This window comes from Streptomyces sp. NPDC037301 (assembly GCF_055602785.1).
Map to the genome: position 1 here is coordinate 29321 of NZ_JBVJWD010000010.1, position 18359 is coordinate 47679.

The following is an 18359-nucleotide window of genomic DNA, read 5'->3' on the forward strand; positions in this document are numbered from 1 at the left end:
TTCCTGGCGCCCCCCCCGGAAACTACAAGGAACATTGGAGGCGGGGGTTGTCTTGTTCCCCCAGGAGACCGGCGCACCCGCGTCGTAGGACTCTACGACGCGGCCACGGAACCGGAGTGACGCGTGGAGCGGACTCCTCGGAAAACATTTCCTCTCTCAGTGCGCCGCGACGCCCGTGAGGGACTTGACCTCCAGCTCGGCGTACTTGCCCTTGTCCGGCTCCTCCTTCGAGAGGAGGGAGCCGATCCAGCCGAGCAGGAAGCCCAGCGGGATGGAGATCAGGCCCGGGTTCTCCAGTGGGAACCAGGCGAAGTCGACGCCCTTGAACATCGACGTCTTCGGGTTGCCCGAGACGACCGGCGAGAACAGCACCAGGAACACCGAGCTCGCCAGACCTCCGTAGATCGACCACAGCGCGCCCTGGGTGGTGAACCGCTTCCAGAAGAGGCTGTAGAGGATCGTCGGCAGATTGGCGGAGGCGGCGACGGCGAAGGCGAGTGCCACCAGCCCGGCGACGTTCATGTCGCGGGCGAAGGCGCCCAGGGCGATCGCGACCGCACCGATGAGGACGGTGGCCCAGCGGGCGGCCCGCATCTCCTCCTTCTCGGTGGCCTTCCCCTTGCGGATGACGTTGGCGTAGATGTCGTGCGCGAAGGAGGACGAGGAAGCGAGGGTGAGCCCCGCGACGACGGCGAGGATGGTGGCGAAGGCGACGGCCGAGATCACGGCCAGCAGCACGGCGCCGCCGGTGGAGCCGACCCCGCCGAGGTACTCGGCGAGCTGCGGGGCGGCCGCGTTGCCGGCCGGGTTCTTCGCCTTGATCTCGTCCGGGCCGATCAGGGCCGCGGCGCCGAAGCCGAGCGCGATCGTCATCAGGTAGAAGGCGCCGATGATGCCGATGGCCCAGTTGACCGACTTACGGGCGGCCTTGGCGGTCGGCACCGTGTAGAAGCGGATCAGGATGTGCGGCAGGCCGGCGGTGCCGAGGACCAGGGCGATGCCGAGGGAGAGGAAGTCCAGCTTCGAGGTGCCGGTGGCGCCGTACTTGAGGCCGGGCTCCAGGAACGCCGCTCCGTGGCCGCTCTTCGAGGCGGCCGTGCCCAGCAGGTCGGAGATGTTGAAGTTGAACTTCAGCAGCACCAGGAAGGTCATCAGGAGGGCACCGGCGATCAGCAGCACGGCCTTGACCATCTGGACCCAGGTGGTGCCCTTCATGCCGCCGATGGTCACGTACACGATCATCAGTACGCCGACCAGCGCGACGATGAGGATCTTGCCCGCGTCGCTGGTGATGCCGAGGAGCAGGGAGACCAGGACGCCCGCACCCGCCATCTGCGCCAGCAGGTAGAAGATCGAGACGATGATGGTGGAGACTCCGGAGGCGGTACGGACCGGGCGCTGCCGCATCCGGTAGGCGAGGACGTCGCCCATCGTGTAGCGGCCCGAGTTGCGCAGCGGTTCGGCGACCAGCAGCAGGGCCACCAGCCAGGCGACGAGGAAGCCGATGGAGTACAGGAAGCCGTCGTAGCCGAAGAGGGCGATGGCCCCGGCGATCCCGAGGAACGAGGCCGCCGACATGTAGTCGCCGGAGACGGCGAGTCCGTTCTGGAAGGCGGTGAACTGGCGTCCGCCGGCGTAGAAGTCGGAGGCGCTCTTGGTCTGCCGTCCGGCCCAGACGGTGATGCCCAGGGTCGCGGCGACGAACACGGCGAAGAGCGTGATGATCAGCGGCCGGTGCTCGGTGGTCGAGGAGGCGGCCAGTTGGAGGGCGGGGTGCGACTGGTACGCGGCGCTCATGCGTCGTCCTCCATACGGGACTTGATGGCCTCGGCCTTCGGGTCGAGCTTCGCGGCTGCGTGGCGCGAGTAGAGCCAGGCGATGAGGAATGTGGTGACGAACTGGGCGAGGCCGAACACGAAGGCCACGTTGATGTTGCTGTACACCTTGGTGCCCATGAAGCCGCCCGCGTAGTTGGACAGCAGCACGTACAGCAGGTACCAGAGGACGAAGGCGATGGTCAGCGGGAAGGCGAACGAGCGGTACGCGTGGCGCAGTTCGCCGAACTCCGCGCTCTCCTGCGTCGCGATGAACGCCTCGGTCGTGGGCTCGGCAGGGCGGGTTTCCGTAATGCCCTCGGGCGGCGGTGCATCGGTAGCCACGGAATCTCCTCGCGACGCGGGTGCGGTGGTGGTGGGGACGGTGGATTTCACTGGGGATCCTCGTTGTCGGGGGGTGATGGTGCGCCTCCCCCTGACAACGGCACGGAGAGCGCGGCGAAGCGGTTCACCGCGGGTCCGCACTTCTCGAACTCGCCTCTTCGCGGCAGTCCGGTCGAACCGGGTACCCCGAACTCATTGATCAACAGGGATGATCAGCGATAGCTTCACTCGTCATGTACGCGACTGGGCACACCCCGTGTCCGGTCGACCGCACGGATGATGTGGAGACCCCATGGCTCATCTGGGATCCAGACGGACGCGCGCACTGACGCTCCCCGTCGGACTGGCACTCACGGCCTCGCTCGGCTTCCTGCCGGCGGGTGCCGCCTCTGCCGCACCGGTGGACGCGCAGCCCACGGCGGCGGTGTCGACTGACGGCCCGAAGCTCTCTTACGTGGTCAACACACGGGGCGGTCACGGGACCGTCAAGCGGGTGAAGAAGGCGATAGCCGAGGCCGGCGGCACGGTGGTGGTCGCCTATGAGCAGATCGGTGTCATCGTCGCCCAATCGCAGAACCCGGACTTCGCGCAGTCGATCCGCCGGGTCAAGGGTGTCGATTCGGCAGGGGCCACCCGCACCAAGCCCATCGTCCCGCAGGCCACCACGGACATCGGGGTCGAGCAGCCGCTCAGCGCCGAGCAGGCCCGGGACGCGGCGGCGGAGGCGACGGCGGAGCAGGATCCGATGGAGCCCCTGCAATGGGACCTGCCCGCCATCAAGGCGGACCAGGCGCACCGGAAGACGCTGGGCAGCAGCAAGGTCACGGTCGCGGTCATCGACACGGGTGTCGACGACACCCACCCGGACCTGGCGCCGAACTTCGACCGCGGTGCCTCGGCAAGCTGTGTGTCCGGGGCGCCGGACACGACGGATGGTGCCTGGCGTCCGAGGACCGGTGAGAGCGACCACGGCACGCACGTGGCGGGCACCATCGCCGCCGCGAAGAACGGCGTCGGGGTGACCGGGGTCGCGCCGGGTGTGAAGGTCGCCGGGATCAAGGTGGCGAACCCGGACGGCTTCTTCTACACCGAGTCGATCGTCTGCGGCTTCGTCTGGGCCGCCGAGCACGGTGTCGATGTCACCAACAACAGCTACTACACCGACCCGTGGATGTTCAACTGCAAGAACGACCCGGACCAGGGCGCCCTGGCCGAGGCCGTCGCCCGTGCCACGCGGTACGCGGAGCACAAGGGCACGGTCAATGTCGCCTCGGCCGGCAACAGCCGCTTCGACCTGGCCTCCGGCGCGATCGAGGACACGACCAGCCCGAACGACACCACGGCGGCCGCCCGGACCATCGACCCGCGCGAGTGCCTCGACATCCCGGCGATGCTGCCGGGCGTCGTGACCGTCTCGGCAACCGGTGCCAAGGGTCTGAAGTCCTCGTACTCGAACTACGGGAACGGCGTCATCGACGTCGCAGCTCCCGGCGGCGACTCGACGGTCTACCAGACGCCCGCACCGCCCGCCACGAACGGTGCGATCCTGTCCACGCTGCCGGGCGGCAAGTACGGCTACAAGAACGGTACGTCGATGGCCTCCCCGCATGTCGCGGGTGTCGCGGCCCTGATCAAGTCGACGCACCCGCACGCTTCGGCGGCCCAGGTGAAGGCGCTCCTGACGTCCGGGGCCGACGCCACCGCGTGCGGTGCTCCGTACGACATCAACGGTGACGGCAAGATCGACGCCGTCTGCGAGGGCGACAAGAACCACAACGGCTTCTACGGCGCCGGTGTGGTGAACGCGCTGAACGCGGTCCGCCGGTAGGTGACACGACGGAGCGGGAGGGGCCCGGAGTCATCGGCCTGCCCCTCCCGCTGCTTCTTTCCAGGTCGCTTCCCGACTCGTGGCACTCAGTGCCACGAGTCGGGAATGACTCATGCACGGAAGTCCGGTACGGAGCAGGCCTGGGCGGCGCTCGGCGGTGATCCCGCGCTGCTTGCGCACATCGAGGCGAGCGGTCCCGACGGACTGCTGCCCGCCCGGCTGCCCGCCATGGAACTGGCCCGTTCCGCCGTCGCGGTCTGCTCACTGGCCGCCGCCGAACTGGCCGCCCGCCGCACCGCGCGCCCCGTGCCGCAGGTCCTGGTCGACGCCGGTGCGGTGGCCACGGCGTTCACGAGCGAGCGCCATCTGCGGATCGACGGGCGCGCACCGACCAACTTCGCCCCGCTGTCCCGGTTCTGGCGCACGGCGGACGGCTGGGTCCGTACGCACGCCAACTACCCGCACCACCGGGCCCGGTTGCTCGCCACGCTGGGGCTGCCCGCGGACGCCTCGGACGACATCGCGGTGGACGCCGTCGCCGCCTCGTTCGCCGGGCGCCGGGGAACAGAGATCGAGCAGACGGTGTACGCCGCGGGCGGCCTGGCCGTGGTCGCCCGTACGCCCGAGGAGTGGGCGGCCGACGCCCGGGGTGCCGCGGTCGCGGGCACACCGCTGGTGGCCAGGGACCGTATCGACAGCGCGCCGGTCCGCCGGACGGCGGCGCTCGCCGGTGAACCGCTGCTGCCCGCGGCCGGGTTGCGTGTGCTGGACCTCACCCGGGTCATCGCGGGGCCCGTCGCCACCCGTACGCTCGCGCTGCTCGGCGCGGACGTCCTGCGGGCCGACGCCCCGCAGCTCCCGGAGAGCCAGGACGCGCACAGCGACACCGGTTTCGGGAAGCGGTCGGTCAGCCTGGATCTCGGCAGCCGCTCCGGTGCGGCCGCGTTCGACGAGCTGCTGGCCGGTGCGGATGTGGTCGTCATCGGCTACCGGCCCGGTGCGGTCGAGCGGTTCGGCCTGACGCCGGAGTCCCTGGCCGCGCGCAGGCCCGGGCTGGTGATCGGGCGAATCTCGGCCTGGGGGCACGGTCCATGGGCGCAGCGGCGCGGCTTCGACAGTCTGGTGCAGGTGGCCACCGGCATCGCCTCGATCGAGGCCGCGGCAGGGCCCGAGAACCCGCCCGGTGCGCTGCCCGCCCAGGCCCTCGACCACGGCACGGGCTATCTGCTGGCCGCCGCCGTGCTGCGCGCACTGACCGAGCAGCACGACGACGGCGGCTCCCGGCTGGTCACGCTCTCGCTCGCCCGTACCGCCGCCTGGCTGCTCGATGAGCTGCCCGCCCGGCAGGAGCCCGAGACCGGGGCCGGGGCCGGGGGTTCGTACGACCCGGAGAAGTGGCTCACGGAGACGGACAGCCCGCTGGGCCGGCTGCGTCACGCCCTGCCGCCGGTCGCCTTCGACGGTTCCCCCGCCGACTGGTCGCGCCCGCCCGGCCCGCTGGGGGCGGACGCGACCGCCTGGCTCACGGCTTGATGAGCACCTTCAGCGCCGTCCGGTCGTCCATCGCCTTGTAACCGGCGGGGACGTCGTCGAGGCCGATGGTCAGGTCGAAGACGGGCGACGGGTCGATCGTGCCGGACAGCACGTCGGGGAGCAGCTCCGGAATGTACGTGCGCACGGGGGCGACGCCGCCGCGCAGGGCGATGTTCCGGTCGAACATGACGCCGAGGTCCAGGCCGGTGCCGCTGCCGTGCGGCACGCCGACGTAGCCGATGGAGCCGCCGTCGCGGGTGATCCCGACGGCGGTGCGCATCGACTGCTCGGTGCCGACGGCCTCGATCACGGCGTGCGCGCCCTCGCCGCCGAGCAGTTCCCGTACGGCTTCGACGGCCGCTTCGCCGCGCTCGGCGACGACGTCCGTGGCGCCGAAGGTGCGGGCGATGTCCGTACGCACCTGGTGGCGGCCGAGCGCGATGATCCGCTCGGCACCGAGCCGCTTGGCGGCCATGACGCCGCACAGTCCGACCGCTCCGTCACCGACGACCGCGACCGTGGTGCCGGGCTTCACGCCCGCGCCGACGGCGGCGTGGTGTCCGGTGCCGAGCACATCGGACAGGGCCAGCAGCGCGGTGAGCAGGTGGTCGTCAAAGGCCGCGGCGGCGGGGAGCTTGACCAGAGTGCCGTCGGCGAACGGGACGCGCACGGCCTCGCCCTGCCCGCCGTCGGAGCCGACCGAGCCCCAGAAGCCGCCCTGCGGGCAGGAGGTGGTCAGGCCCTGGGCGCAGTACGCACAGGTGCCGTCGGACCAGACGAAGGGCGCGACGACGAGGTCACCGACGGCGAAGCCGGCCACCTCGGAACCGGCCTCCTCGACGATCCCGAGGAACTCGTGCCCGATGCGCTGGCCGGGCTGCCGGGCGGACTCGCCGCGGTACGCCCACAGGTCGCTGCCGCAGATACAGGCCCGCAGGACCCGCAGCACCACATCGGTGGGCTGCTGGATCGACGGGTCCGGCACCTCCTGCACACGTATGTCGTGGGGGGCGTGGATGACGGTGGCGCGCATGCGTGGGGATCCTTGCTGATCTCAGATACTGATACTCCGCTCACGGTACGCCCGAGGAGCGACACCGGCCCATTTCGCACCGGGTGCGAGCGCCCCGACGGTCAGCAGGAACTGCGCCGCGATGTAGGTGAGCATGACCCAGAAGTCGGGGGCGGGGAGCTGCGGCCAGTCGGCGATGCCGGTGGCGATGAGCGCGTCGGAGAGCAGGAAGAGCGCCCCGCCGGCAGCCGCGTACCGGCCGAGGGTGCCGGCACGGTACGCCATCGCCGTGAGCAGCAGGCTGTAGCCGGTCATCGGAATCCGCATGTCCGCCGGCAGCCCGCTCCAGAGCAGCGCGACGAAGGTGGTCAGGACGGCGGCGTACACGAACCCGACGGGCAGCGAGCTGCGGGCGCGTCCGAAGAGCCACAGGTAGCAGACGTGACCTGCGGCGAAGGAGCCCATCCCGATGAGGAAGGCGGCATCGGCATCGAACAGCAGCATCGTGTCGCCGCCCCAGCCGAACAGGAGCGCCGCGATGAGCAGCCGGGGGCCGCGCCGGGCGGCGGCGTACCCGGCCAGCAGCGGCATCAGCAGGGGCTTGGCGGCGAGGTGGGCAACCGGGACATCGGCGAGCACGCCGACGAGGTCGACGGCCGAGGCCACCAGGAACGCGATGAGCAGCGGGCGCACGAGACGTTCCCGCCGGTCCGTGACGGCACCGGCGCTCATCCGATGCGCTCCTGGGCGGGGAGGGCCGCACGGGCGGCCGTTACGGCCGGCTGCCAGCCGGGCCCGCGGAAGATCCGCCCGGTCCGTTCGCTCCAGCTGCCCGCCGCCCGCACGTCGCGGGCGATGGCGGCGTACTCATGGGTGGCGACACGGAGCGGATTGAATGTGTCGATGTTCTTGGTGAGACCGAACACGGGCCGCTCCGTCTCGGCGGTGAAGGACCCGAAGAGCCGGTCCCACAGGATCAGGATGCCGCCGAAGTTCCGGTCCAGGTAGCCGCCCTGCGATGCGTGGTGCACCCGGTGGTGGGAGGGCGTGTTCAGTACGTACTCGAAGGGCCTGGGGAGCTTGTCGACGCGCTCCGTGTGCACCCAGAACTGGTAGACGAGGTTCGCCGACGAGCAGAAGGCGAGCGCGGCCGGATGGACACCGCAGGCGATGAGCGGCACATAGAACGGCCAGACGGTCAGCGACGTCCATGGCTGGCGCAGCGCGGTGGAGAGGTTGAACTTCCGGCTGGAGTGGTGGACCACATGGCAGGCCCAGAGAATCCGGATGACGTGGTGGCCCCGGTGCGACCAGTAGTAGAAGAAGTCCTGCCCGAGCAGCATCAGCGGGACGGTCCACCACAGCACGGGGACGCGGAGCGGGGTCAGCTCGTAGACCGCGGTGTAGATCGCGACGATGGGCACTTTCCACAGCAGGTCGAAGACGAGGCTGCCGAGCCCCATGGTGATGCTGGTGACGGCGTCCTTCGCCTCGTACCCGGCGGCTTCGTCATCGGGATGGAAGTGGTGGAGGGCCATTTCGAGGACAGTGAGCAGGACGAAGGCCGGTATGGACCAGAGCACGACATCGGGCAGGTTCGGCGGCATGCAAGCACCGTAGAGCCGCAGGTCGGCCAGGGACTAGACGTAGTTACCAACAAGTATGCGAGACGCGATGTCAGCAGTCTTTGGTGACTTCTGCCAATGCGGGCGTCGTACGATCCCTGCGCTGGAGCTTCCATCGCGTTCCCGCCCTGCCTGAAGGCCGGGATTCCCACGACGCGGCGAAGGCGGAGCGCCTGTCCGACGACGATCGGGGGCAGCTCGACACGTACGAGGCTCGCTGCGGCGGGCGGTCGGAATGCGCCGGGATCTGGGCCGGCTGGCGACCACCCCGAACGCATCACCCGCCTCCCCTAAACCCCGACCGCCCCCAACAACTCCCCCGCCGCATAAGTGACCGCCATCGCCACCGCTCCCCCGCCCATGTTCCGCAGCACCGCGGGCCCCGGAGCCGCGTCGCCCAGGCGGGCGCTCCACCAGCCCGTCAGTGCCAGCGCCGCCAGTACCGACAGCACGGTCACAAGGAGCCGCAGCGACGCCGGGGGCAGCACGATCGCCAACAAGGGCAGCAGCGCGCCCGCCGTGAACGCCAGGAAGCTCGCGCCCCCCGCATGCCACGGGTTCGTCAGCTCATCCGGGTCGATGCCCAGCTCGACCTCCGCGTGGGCGCGCAGCGCATCGCGTTCGGTGAGCTGGAGGGCGGCCTCTCGGGCGACTTCCCGGCTCAGGCCCTTGCCCTCCAACAGACCGGTGAGTTCCACGAGTTCGGCCTCCGGGGTCTCCGCCAGCTCGCGCTTCTCCGTCGCCAGCGCGGCCCGCTCCGAATCGCGCTGGGTGGAGACCGATACGTACTCGCCCGCCGCCATCGACATGGACCCGGCCAGCAGTCCGGCCAGGCCTGCCGTGAGCAGAGTGCCGCGGTCACCGGTGGCGCCGGCCACGCCGACGACCAGGCCCGCGGTGGAGACCACACCGTCGTTGGCGCCGAGGACCGCGGCGCGCAGCCAGTTCAGCCGCGCGCCGAGCCCGTTGCCGTGCGCTTCGTCATGCGCCTGGGTATCCGTCACCCGGGGATGGTCTCACCTCGTCCGGTCACCAGACGCGTACCGACCCGCCCGGCGCGAAGGCGGGGCTGGTCGCGTCCGGCGGAGCCTCCTTCAGCGGCTCGGCGATCTCCCCGGCCGTCGGGCCGACCTTGGCCGCGATGCGGTCGAGCGCCGCCAGGTCGAACCCGTAGACGCGCGCGGCGTTGCCGCCGACCATTGCCGCGATCTCCTCGGGCGGCAGGCCCGCATAGGCGATCCGCAATCCTTCACGGGTGTAGGGAAAGGTACCCTCGTCGTGCGGGTAGTCGCTGCCCCACATGATCTTGTCGAGGCCTATCCGGTCGCGCAGCGGCACCTCGTGCGGACGCATGAAGCTGGCGCCGACGAAGCAGTTGGCGCGCCAGACCTCGCTGGGGTTCTTGCCCATCGAAGCGGCGAGCCCCGCACCGAACTTGGACTCGGCCGTCGAGGCCTTCGTCGCCGCCGCGAGCAGTCGGCTGTGGTAGTAGTCCAGCATCTCGACAACCCCCGGAATCCAGCCCGAGCCCTGTTCCGTGAGGACGAGCTTCAAGCCCGGATGGCGGCGGAAGGCCCCGCCGAAGATCAAGTGCCAGAGCGCCCGGTGCGAGAACCAAGTCGTCTCAATCATGAATACCGCGCGGGCCGCTGGTTCGTTGCCCAGCGGCGGGGATGCGGAGCCACCATGGTGGTTCACCGGTACATCCAGCTCGTCGCATACCGCCCAGATCGGATCGTACGCCTGGGAATGCAGCTCGGGAATGCCTGAGCCTGGCGGTGCGCCGGGCAGCAGGATGCCGCCCGTCAGACCCGCCGCCTTGGTGCGGCGGATCTCGCGCACCGCCTCGTCGACGTCGTTGAGCAGGATCTGCGCGATGCCCGCCCGTCGGCCCGGCGCCGCGTCGCAGAAGTCTACGAGCCAGCGATTGTGCGCGCGCAGGCCAGCCCAGCGCTGCTCGTGCTCCTCCTTCGACGGGGCAGGGGCTATCAGCGACGCGGCGGGGAAGAAGGGCGGGATGGTATTCGGAAACACCACTTCCGCCACAACACCATCCGCCTCCAACTCGGCGACGCGACGGTTCGAGTTCCAGTTGCGGTCGGCGGTGTCGGCGAGGAGGTCCTCGTACGGATTGACGTAGGTCGCCGCCCAGGCGTCGAAGTCGTCGTGGTACTTCTTCTCCAGGTACGGCTTGTAGTCGAGGAGGTCGGCGCCCGCGTGGCAGTCGGCGGAGATGACCGTGTAGCGGTCCATGTGCCGGTCCATCACTGAACCCCCAGGACCGGGAAGTCGTGGTCGGTCAGCCAGTGCCGGCCCACTTCGCGCGACCTGGCCCAGGACGCCTCGACCGCCGTCTGGTCGGCGCTCTGGCCCAGATCCTCAGGTGTGGGGCCGATACGCTCGGCGATCGGGGCGAGCTTCGCCGTGTCGAAGCCGAAGACCTCGGCCGCGGCGAGGCCCAGCATGCGGCGGGTCTCGGCCACCGGGATGTCGTGGAAGGTGTTGCGCAGCCAGTTCGCGGTGTTCGGCCAGGTGCCTTCGGGGTGCGGGAAGTCGCTGCCCCACAGGATGTTGTCGACGCCGATCTCGTACCGCTGGGCGAGTTCGCGGCGTTTGGTGTTGGTGGCGCAGATGAAGACCTGGCGGTCGAGGTACTCGTGCGGGGGCCGCTTCAGTTCGGCGAACGGGGAGAGCTTCTTTCCGCCGTGGGCGCCGAGGTAGAGCCGGTCCATGAACCAGAGGAGATTCGGCAGCCACCAGCAGCCGGACTCGGCGACGCCGAACCTCAGCCCGGGATGGCGTTCGAAGGCGCCCGACCAGAGCAGGAACCAGAGCGGGCGGGAAGGCCACCAGGTGACCTCGGAGACGTAGATCCCGAGATGGTCGCCGTACTCATGACGCGGGGCCGCACCGGAGTGCGTGACCACCGGCATCCCCGTCTCGGCGGCGGCCGCCCACACGGGGTCGTAACGGCGGTCGTGGTACGGGGCCTTGTCGACCCACATGGAGGGGATCATGAGCGCACCGAGTCCGGACTCCTTCGCCCGGTGGATCTCGGCGACGACCCGGTCGACCTCGCCGGTGACGGGCAACAGGGCGACTCCGCAGTGCCGCTCGGGGTTCTGCGAGACGAATTCGGCGAGCCAGCGGTTGTGGGCCTGCGCGCCCGCCATGCCCAGTTCGGGATCCTGGTCGCCGGAGAGCCCGAGGCCCACGCCGAACGGGGCGGCGGTCCGGCTGTCGACGGCGTCCGCGTCCGGGAAGACGACCTCGGCCGCCACCCCGTCGCCGTCGAGCTCCTTGAGCCGCTGCGCGGCGTCCCAACCGCCCCTCAGACCCTCCTCGTTGTCGTGGAACCACTTGTCGGCGAAGGCCTCGTTGCGTACACCGAGGCGGGTCATCTCCTCGCGGCGGCGGTCGCGCCCGGCGAGGAAGTCGTCGAAGTCCCGGTGGAAGCGGGGGTCGAGATAGGGCCGGTACTCCTCGGTGGGCAGCCCGGCGTGGCAGTCGGAGGAGATGATCAGGTACGGGTCGTCGGTCATCGCTCGCTCCTCAGTCGAGTACGAAGCTCTCCAGGTACGACGGGTTGGTCCGGCCGAGCATCGACTGCGACCTGGCGCGGATCTGCCGGTCGCTGTGCTCGCTGTCCGGCAGCATCCAGAAGCGGTCGGCGCGTATCCCGTCCACGACGGTCCCCGCGACGTCCTCCACCGGGGTGAACTCCACCTCGTGGCCCGCCGCCCGCATGGCGGACTCCCACTGGTCGAGGCTGCGGTACGGGGTCCTGCGCGGGCGCTCCTTGGCGTACCGCTCCGGCCGGTTGCGGTGCGACTCCCACAGGCCGGTACGGAGCATGTGCGGGCCGGGGAAGAGCACCGAGGCGCCGACCGCCGCGCCCTCCGCCTTCAGATGTGCGTACAGCGACTCGGTCATCGTGACGACGGCGGACTTGGTGACCGCGTAGACGGAGGCGGTGGGCAGCGGGGCGATGCCGCCGTCGCCGGACGAGGTGTTGACGACATGGCCGGGGCCGCCGTCCGCGATCATGCGCGGCACGAACGCCTGGATGCCGTGGAAGACACCCCACACATTGACCGCGAACGCCCACTTCCAGTCGTTCGGCTCGTGCTCCCACATCCGGCCCTCGGCCCCGGAGCCGACGCCCGCGTTGTTGCACAGCACATGGACGGCGCCGAAGGTGTCGTACGCGGCGTCGGCGAGAGCCTGCACGGAGTCCCGCTCGCTGACGTCGACCACCCGCGCCAGCACCTGCGCACCGTCCTCGCGCAGCTCCCCCGCCGCCTCGTCCAGCGCGCCCTCCTCCACATCGGCGAGGACGACCTTCAGCCCCTCGGCCGCGAACCTGCGTGCCATCGCGAGGCCGATGCCGCTCGCGGCGCCGGTGACGACGGCGACCTGGCCCTGCTCCAGTCTCATCGGACGCTCCCTTCCGGGGGGCCGTCGTGGATCTGCTGCGGGTCGTCGTAACGCTGGTGGATGTACGGCAGCAGGGCCTCGGCGCTCACCCGCTCCACGGCCCTGCCCTGCTGGTCGCTGGTCTTCTCGCCGATGGTGAGGTCGACCAGCCGGCGTACGGGGAGGTCGGCGACCGGGTCGTACATCGACTCGCGCAGCACCACATCGCCCGAGATGCGTTCCAGTCTGCGGACCTTCTCGTGACGGGTGCAGTGGATCAGGACGGGGTCGGAGTCGAAGCCCTCTCCGTCCACCGCGGGCAGGAATTTGAAGTAGAAGTCGAGCTTGGCCGTCGGCCGGGGCAGCGGGAGCGGCCCGCTGACCGCGCCGCGCACCTCGACGAACGCGATGCCGTGCCGGGCGAGCGCGGCCCGGACGACGAGGCCGTCGCGTTCGACGGTCACCTCGCCGAGCTTCTTCGGTTCGCCGAACACCTCACGGCCGCCGATCAGAGCCCGCTCATGGGTCATCGGCATGACGAGCGGATACCAGCCCTCGTGGCCGTCGTGGACGGCGGCGACGGCGACGGAGCCCGCACCGAGTGGGTAGCCGGGGAGTTCGACCGTACTGATGTTGGCCCGGACGAGCGGGCGCTGCGCGGGTTTGAGAGGCGGCGGGAGGACGGCCGCCACCGCGTCGGGGTCGCTCTCCCAGAGGGCCACCACACCGGTGGACCAGATGTCGGGGAGTGTGGAGCGGGCCGCGCGGGCCGCCGCGATCTCGGCCTCGGTGCGCGCGCCGTACCGTACACGTGCCATGCCGTACCACCCTTCTCGGTCGTCCGTGAATCGGTTCTCCGTGTCTCGGTGTCCCGGTTCTTCGTGCCGTTCTGTAACACAGTTACACCGACGTCGATGAAGGGTAAATAGGCATGCACGTAATGGAGTTCGAGAATCAAGGAGCGCTGTGGCGCGATCGTCACTGACCCGCGAAGAGGTCCTGGACACGGCCGGCTCCCTGGTGAAGCGGCACGGCCCGCAGTCCCTCACCATGCGTGGTCTCGCCGCGGAACTGGGCACCGCGGTCACGTCGATCTACTGGCACGTCGGCAATCGTGAATCGCTGCTGGACGCCCTCGTCGAGCGCACCGTGCAGGAGATGGGGACCCTGCGCCCGGCCGGCCGGACCCCGGCGGCCCGTATCGTCTCCGTCGCCCGCGGCCTGCGCCGCGAACTGCGGGCCAGGCCGCATCTGATCGCGATGGTCCACGAACGAGGGCTCACCGAGCGGATGTTCCTCCCCGCGCAACAGGCCCTCGTCCACGAGGTGCACGCCGCGGGGCTGCGCGGGGCGCGGGCGGCGGCAGCGGTGCGGGCGGTGCAGTTCCAGACCGTCGGCTTCCTGCTCGTCGAACGCAACCGGGAGCGGTCCCCCGCCCAGTCACCCGGCGAGGGCGATCTGTGGGCCGCGTCCACCGCGGACGACGACCCGGCACTGGCCCGCGCACTGGCCCGGCCCGCCGACCCGGACCGCCTGTTCGCAAATTCCGTACGGGCGCTGGTGGAGGGGCTGCTGGCGGGCCCCGTACCACAGGGGTCGCGCCGCGGAACCGGCATGCGGGGTCGGGAGACGGCCGAATAGGAGACTGTCAGTCGCGGCCCGTATTCTCTGTGACCATGCTCGACGACCGCCAGACCGCAGCACCGTGGCCGACCGCCTACCCGCAGGGGTACGCGGTCGTCGACGTGGAGACCACCGGACTCGCACGGGACGACCGGATAGTGTCCGCTGCCGTCTACCGCCTGGACGCGCAGGGCAATGTCGAAGACCACTGGTACACCCTCATCAACCCTCAGCGTGATCCCGGTCCTGTCTGGATCCACGGGCTGACCAGTGATGTCCTCGAAGGCGCTCCGCTCTTCCCGGAGGTCGCCGCCCAGCTCTCCGAGCGGCTCGCGAACCGCGTGCTCGTCGCGCACAACGCGGCTTTCGACTGGTCGATGCTGGCCCGGGAGTACGCACGGGCCTCGGTCACCGCCCCCGTCGAGCAGCGGCTGTGCACCATCGCGCTCTCCAAGGAGCTGCGGCTGCCGCTGCCCAACCACAAGCTGGAGTCGCTGGCCGCGCACTTCGGAGTCGTGCAGCAGCGCGCCCACCATGCCCTGGACGACGCCCGGGTGCTGGCCGAGGCGTTCCGGCCGAGTCTGCATGCTGCGGCGCGGGGCGGGGTGCGGCTGCCGTTGCTGGAGTGCCGGCCGCTGACCGAGTGGTCGGACTCCCCGGTCACACCGCGGGTCGGCTACCAGCCTTCGTACGGTCAGAACAGCTGGCGTCCCTCGCGCAAGCGTCCGGCGTGCCCGTATCCGAACCCTGGACGGTACGAGAAGGACAAACCTCTCATGCAGGGCATGCGGGTGGCGTTCTCGGGAGACACCTCCGTCGACCGCGAGCTGCTGGAGGACCGGGCCGTGGAGGCCGGGCTGCATGTGGCGACCAGTGTGTCCCGGCTGACCAGCCTGCTCGTCACCAATGACCCGGACTCGGCGACGTCGAAGACGGTGAAGGCGAAGTCGTTCGGCACACCGGTTCTGGACGAGAGCGCGTTCACCCATCTGTTGCGCGATGTGGCGCCGGCGTCGGCGCGGGCGGCCGCGCCGTCATCGGAGTGAACCGGGGGCGACTCGCCCGCCCGCCGCTCGCCCGCCGCCGCCCTTGCGTCCCACCCTGTGGCGCATGGCACGTTGCGAGGTTTGTGGAAACGACTACGGCATGTCCTTCGAGGTGCACGCGCAGGGCGCGGTGCACGTCTTCGACTGCTTCTCCTGCGCCATTCACCGCATGGCGCCCATCTGTGAACACTGCAGGGTCCAGGTCATCGGCCAGGGGGTCGAGGTCGACGGGCACTGGTTCTGCGGCGGTCACTGCGCCCGCGCCGAGGGGAAGGTGGGCATCATCGACAAAGTCTGATCGCCGGCCGCCGCGCGCCCTTCCCCCACCCCTCCGCGATGCACCCCATGACGCAGTTGTACCGTCATGGGGTGTACCGCTTCCTGTTGACCCGGCAGTGGCTGATCCTCGCCCTCCTCTCCCTCGTCCTGATTCCCACGATGGTCGAGCTGGGCTTCTGGCAGCTGCACCGGCATGAGCACAAGGTCGCGCAGAACTCTCTGATCTCCCACAACCTCAAGGCGGAACCGGTTCCGGTCGCCTCGCTCACCTCTCCGGGTCACACGGTCCCGCGCTCCGACTACTGGCGAGCGGTGACGGCCACGGGTACGTACGACACCGCGCACGAGGTGGTCGTGCGCCGCAGGACCTCCACCGACGGCCGGATCGGCGTCCATGTACTGGTCCCGCTCGACCTCAAGGGCGGCGGCACGGTCCTGGTGAACCGCGGCTGGGTACCCTCCGCCGACAGCCAGCGCGCCTTCCCCGACGTACCGGCCGTGCCCAAGGGCGAAGTAACCGTCACCGGGCGGCTCAAGGCCGACGAGACGACGAGCGCCAGCGGCATCAAGGACATCTCGGACCTGCCGGACCGCCAGGTGATGCTGATCAACAGCGCCCAGGAGGCCAAGAGGCTCTCCCGGCCCGTGCTCGGCGGCTACATCGAGCAGACCGGACCCGAGGCCTCCGGCCACTCCCCGGAACTGATCGCGGCTCCCGACGACAGCTCGATCGGCCCGCACATGGCGTACGCCGTGCAGTGGTGGCTGTTCGCCGCCGGTGTCCCGGTCGGCTTCGTGGTCCTCGCCCGCAGGGAGAAGCGCGACCGGGTGGAGGCCGCGGCCAAGGATGCCGCCGGGGAGCAGGACGCCTCCGAGCCGAAGAAGCCGGAGCAGCCGGAACCCGCGACGGCCTGACACCGGCTCCGCCCGGGTGTCGGCACGCTGTCCGGGGGCCGGCTTCAGCCGTCCGTCGGAGTGACACCCATCTCTGCTGGGACTGCTTAGCGAGGCCCAGGTTCGGGAACACGCCAGAACGTGACCCCACGCATCGAGGACTATGCCCTCATCGGCGATCTGCAGACAGCCGCCCTGGTCGGCAGGAACGGTTCTGTCGACTGGCTCTGCCTGCCCCGCTTCGATTCGGGCGCCTGCTTCGCGGCCCTGCTCGGCAACGAGGACAACGGCCATTGGCGGATCGCCCCGAAGGGCGCGGACACCTGCACCCGGCGCGGCTACGCGGGTGACTCCCTCGTCCTGGAGACCTTCTGGGAGACGCGCACCGGCACGGTCAAGGTCATCGACTTCATGCCGCAGCGCGACCAGGAACCCGATGTCATGCGGATCGTCGAGGGCATCAGCGGCACCGTCGACATGAGTTCCGTGATCCGGCTGCGCTTCGACTTCGGTTCGGTCGTGCCGTGGGTGCGCCGCTCGCAGGGGCACCGGGTGGCGGTCGCGGGACCGGACTCGGCCTGGCTGCGCAGCGAGCCGCCGGTCAGAACGTGGGGCCAGCAGTTCTCCACCTGTTCGTCGTTCACCGTCTCCGAGGGCGAACAGGTGGCGTTCGTCCTGACCTGGCACCCCTCGCACTCGCCCCGCCCCGATCTCGTCGACCCGTTCGAGGCACTGAAGAGCACCCTGTCCGACTGGGCGGAGTGGTCCGCGCAGTGCAAGTACCGGGGCCCGTACCGGGAGGCGGTGATCCGCTCGCTGATCACGTTGAAGGCGCTCACCTTCGGCCCGACCGGCGGCATCGTGGCGGCTCCCACCACTTCGCTGCCCGAGGAAATCGGCGGCGTACGGAACTGGGACTACCGTTTCTGCTGGCTGCGGGACTCCACCCTCACCCTCGGTGCCCTCATCTCGGCCGGTTATCTGGAGGAGGCCGCCGCCTGGCGGGACTGGCTGCTGCGGGCCGTCGCCGGGGACCCGGCCGACCTGCAGATCATGTACGGCCTGGCGGGCGAGCGCCGGCTGCCCGAGGCGGAGCTGCCGTGGCTGAGCGGATACGAGAACTCCAGCCCGGTCCGGATCGGTAACGCCGCGGTCCGCCAGCGTCAGCTCGATGTGTACGGAGAGGTCATCGACTCGTTGCGGCTCGCGCGCGAGGCGGGCCTGGACGACAAGCCGCACGCCTGGAGTCTTCAGCTCAGCCTGCTCGGCTTCCTGGAGTCCACCTGGCGCGAGCCGGACGAGGGGCTGTGGGAGATCCGAGGCCAGCGCCGCCACTTCGTGCACTCCAAGGTGATGGCCTGGGTCGCCGCCGACCGTGCCGTACGCACTCTGGAGAAGAACCCCTCGCTGGCCGGCGACGCCGAGCGGTGGCGGGTGATGCGGGACGCCGTGCACCGGGAGGTGTGCGAGAAGGGGTTCGACCCGGTACGGAACACCTTCACGCAGTCCTATGGCTCCCGGAATCTGGACGCCGCGACGCTGCTGATCGCCCGGACCGGGTTCCTGCCGCCGGACGATCCCCGGATGATCGGGACGGTCGACGCGGTCCGGGACGAGCTGGGCAGCGGCTGTCTGGTCCGCCGCTACAGCACGGACGGCAGCTCGATCGACGGACTGCCCGGCAGCGAAGGGGCCTTTCTGGCGTGCTCGTTCTGGCTGGCCGACGCCCTGCTCCTGACCGGGCGCGCCGAGGAGGCCCGAGAACTCTTCGAGCAGCTCCTGACGCTCCGCAACGATGTGGGGCTGCTCGCCGAGGAGTACGACATCGTCGGGCACCGGCAGCTCGGCAACTTCCCGCAGGCGTTCAGCCACATCGGACTGGTGGGCACCGCCATGGCGCTGGCCGGGGAGAACACGCTGGAGGGCGACACGGCAGGATAGGGC

The 18359-nt window shown here is 70.2% G+C and carries 17 protein-coding genes; 7 read left to right on the forward strand and 10 right to left on the reverse strand.

All coding sequences use genetic code 11. The annotated features are described in order from the left end of the window. Positions 1–156: 156 nt before the first annotated feature. A complete protein-coding gene (locus tag ACZ7IB_RS18075; protein ID WP_470913404.1) occupies positions 157–1797 on the reverse strand; it encodes a solute symporter family protein in 1641 nt (546 codons plus the stop codon). Then, complete coding sequence (locus tag ACZ7IB_RS18080; protein WP_470913405.1) at positions 1794–2159, reverse strand: DUF485 domain-containing protein; 366 nt, start codon at positions 2157–2159, stop codon at positions 1794–1796. Before ACZ7IB_RS18080 ends, ACZ7IB_RS18075 begins: the two co-directional genes overlap by 4 nt. Positions 2160–2451: 292 nt before the next feature. Between ACZ7IB_RS18080 and ACZ7IB_RS18085 the strand changes: the two genes are divergently transcribed. Together ACZ7IB_RS18085 and ACZ7IB_RS18090 are read left to right on the forward strand one after the other, a co-directional pair. Further along, the gene (locus ACZ7IB_RS18085) at positions 2452–3987 is read left to right on the forward strand and encodes a S8 family peptidase (protein ID WP_470913406.1); all 1536 of its coding nucleotides are present in this window, start codon (positions 2452–2454) and stop codon (positions 3985–3987) included. Between the two features lie 105 nt (positions 3988–4092). Beyond that, entirely contained in the window at positions 4093–5520 is a 1428-nt protein-coding gene (locus ACZ7IB_RS18090; RefSeq protein WP_470913407.1) for a CoA transferase, read from the forward strand. Here the strand turns inward: ACZ7IB_RS18090 and ACZ7IB_RS18095 are convergent. The 8 genes from ACZ7IB_RS18095 to ACZ7IB_RS18130 all read right to left on the reverse strand — a co-directional run bounded on the left by ACZ7IB_RS18095 (position 5510) and on the right by ACZ7IB_RS18130 (position 13391). Next, complete coding sequence (locus tag ACZ7IB_RS18095) at positions 5510–6553, reverse strand: zinc-dependent alcohol dehydrogenase family protein (protein ID WP_401991771.1); 1044 nt, start codon at positions 6551–6553, stop codon at positions 5510–5512. The two genes, ACZ7IB_RS18090 and ACZ7IB_RS18095, sit on opposite strands and share 11 nt — an antisense overlap. A gap of 21 nt (positions 6554–6574) precedes the next feature. Then, positions 6575–7264, reverse strand: a complete 690-nt coding sequence (locus ACZ7IB_RS18100) for a lysoplasmalogenase (protein ID WP_470913408.1) — start codon at positions 7262–7264, stop codon at positions 6575–6577. Then, the gene (locus tag ACZ7IB_RS18105) at positions 7261–8139 is read right to left on the reverse strand and encodes a sterol desaturase family protein (RefSeq protein WP_470913409.1); all 879 of its coding nucleotides are present in this window, start codon (positions 8137–8139) and stop codon (positions 7261–7263) included. The genes ACZ7IB_RS18100 and ACZ7IB_RS18105 overlap by 4 nt, the downstream gene beginning before the upstream one ends. Before the next feature lie 308 nt (positions 8140–8447). Continuing rightward, positions 8448–9161 carry a VIT1/CCC1 transporter family protein gene (locus ACZ7IB_RS18110; protein WP_470913410.1) on the reverse strand — a complete coding sequence of 238 codons (714 nt, stop codon included), beginning with the start codon at positions 9159–9161 and terminating at the stop codon, positions 8448–8450. A 25-nt stretch (positions 9162–9186) separates the two neighbouring features. Beyond that, positions 9187–10410 (reverse strand): amidohydrolase family protein, encoded by a 1224-nt coding sequence (locus tag ACZ7IB_RS18115; RefSeq protein WP_470913412.1) that lies wholly within the window; start codon positions 10408–10410, stop codon positions 9187–9189. An 11-nt stretch (positions 10411–10421) separates the two neighbouring features. Continuing rightward, positions 10422–11699, reverse strand: coding sequence for an amidohydrolase family protein (locus ACZ7IB_RS18120; RefSeq protein WP_470913414.1), 1278 nt, complete (start codon positions 11697–11699; stop codon positions 10422–10424). A 10-nt stretch (positions 11700–11709) separates the two neighbouring features. Then, complete coding sequence (locus ACZ7IB_RS18125) at positions 11710–12594, reverse strand: SDR family NAD(P)-dependent oxidoreductase (RefSeq protein WP_470913416.1); 885 nt, start codon at positions 12592–12594, stop codon at positions 11710–11712. After that, on the reverse strand, positions 12591–13391 hold the full coding sequence (locus tag ACZ7IB_RS18130) for an acetoacetate decarboxylase family protein (protein WP_470913418.1): 801 nt from the start codon (positions 13389–13391) through the stop codon (positions 12591–12593). The genes ACZ7IB_RS18125 and ACZ7IB_RS18130 overlap by 4 nt, the downstream gene beginning before the upstream one ends. A 148-nt stretch (positions 13392–13539) precedes the next feature. On the opposite strand from ACZ7IB_RS18130, the gene ACZ7IB_RS18135 reads away from it, so the two are divergent. From ACZ7IB_RS18135 to ACZ7IB_RS18155, 5 genes are all read left to right on the forward strand, one after another. Continuing rightward, entirely contained in the window at positions 13540–14214 is a 675-nt protein-coding gene (locus ACZ7IB_RS18135) for a TetR/AcrR family transcriptional regulator (protein ID WP_470913419.1), read from the forward strand. 29 nt (positions 14215–14243) lie between these two features. Then, positions 14244–15242 carry a DEDDh family exonuclease gene (locus tag ACZ7IB_RS18140; RefSeq protein WP_470913421.1) on the forward strand — a complete coding sequence of 333 codons (999 nt, stop codon included), beginning with the start codon at positions 14244–14246 and terminating at the stop codon, positions 15240–15242. A 64-nt stretch (positions 15243–15306) separates the two neighbouring features. Next, complete coding sequence (locus ACZ7IB_RS18145) at positions 15307–15540, forward strand: hypothetical protein (protein WP_078852816.1); 234 nt, start codon at positions 15307–15309, stop codon at positions 15538–15540. 71 nt (positions 15541–15611) lie between these two features. After that, positions 15612–16436 (forward strand): SURF1 family cytochrome oxidase biogenesis protein, encoded by an 825-nt coding sequence (locus ACZ7IB_RS18150; RefSeq protein WP_470913742.1) that lies wholly within the window; start codon positions 15612–15614, stop codon positions 16434–16436. A gap of 120 nt (positions 16437–16556) precedes the next feature. Further along, the gene (locus tag ACZ7IB_RS18155) at positions 16557–18356 is read left to right on the forward strand and encodes a glycoside hydrolase family 15 protein (protein ID WP_470913424.1); all 1800 of its coding nucleotides are present in this window, start codon (positions 16557–16559) and stop codon (positions 18354–18356) included. The last annotated feature ends 3 nt before the right edge of the window (positions 18357–18359 follow it).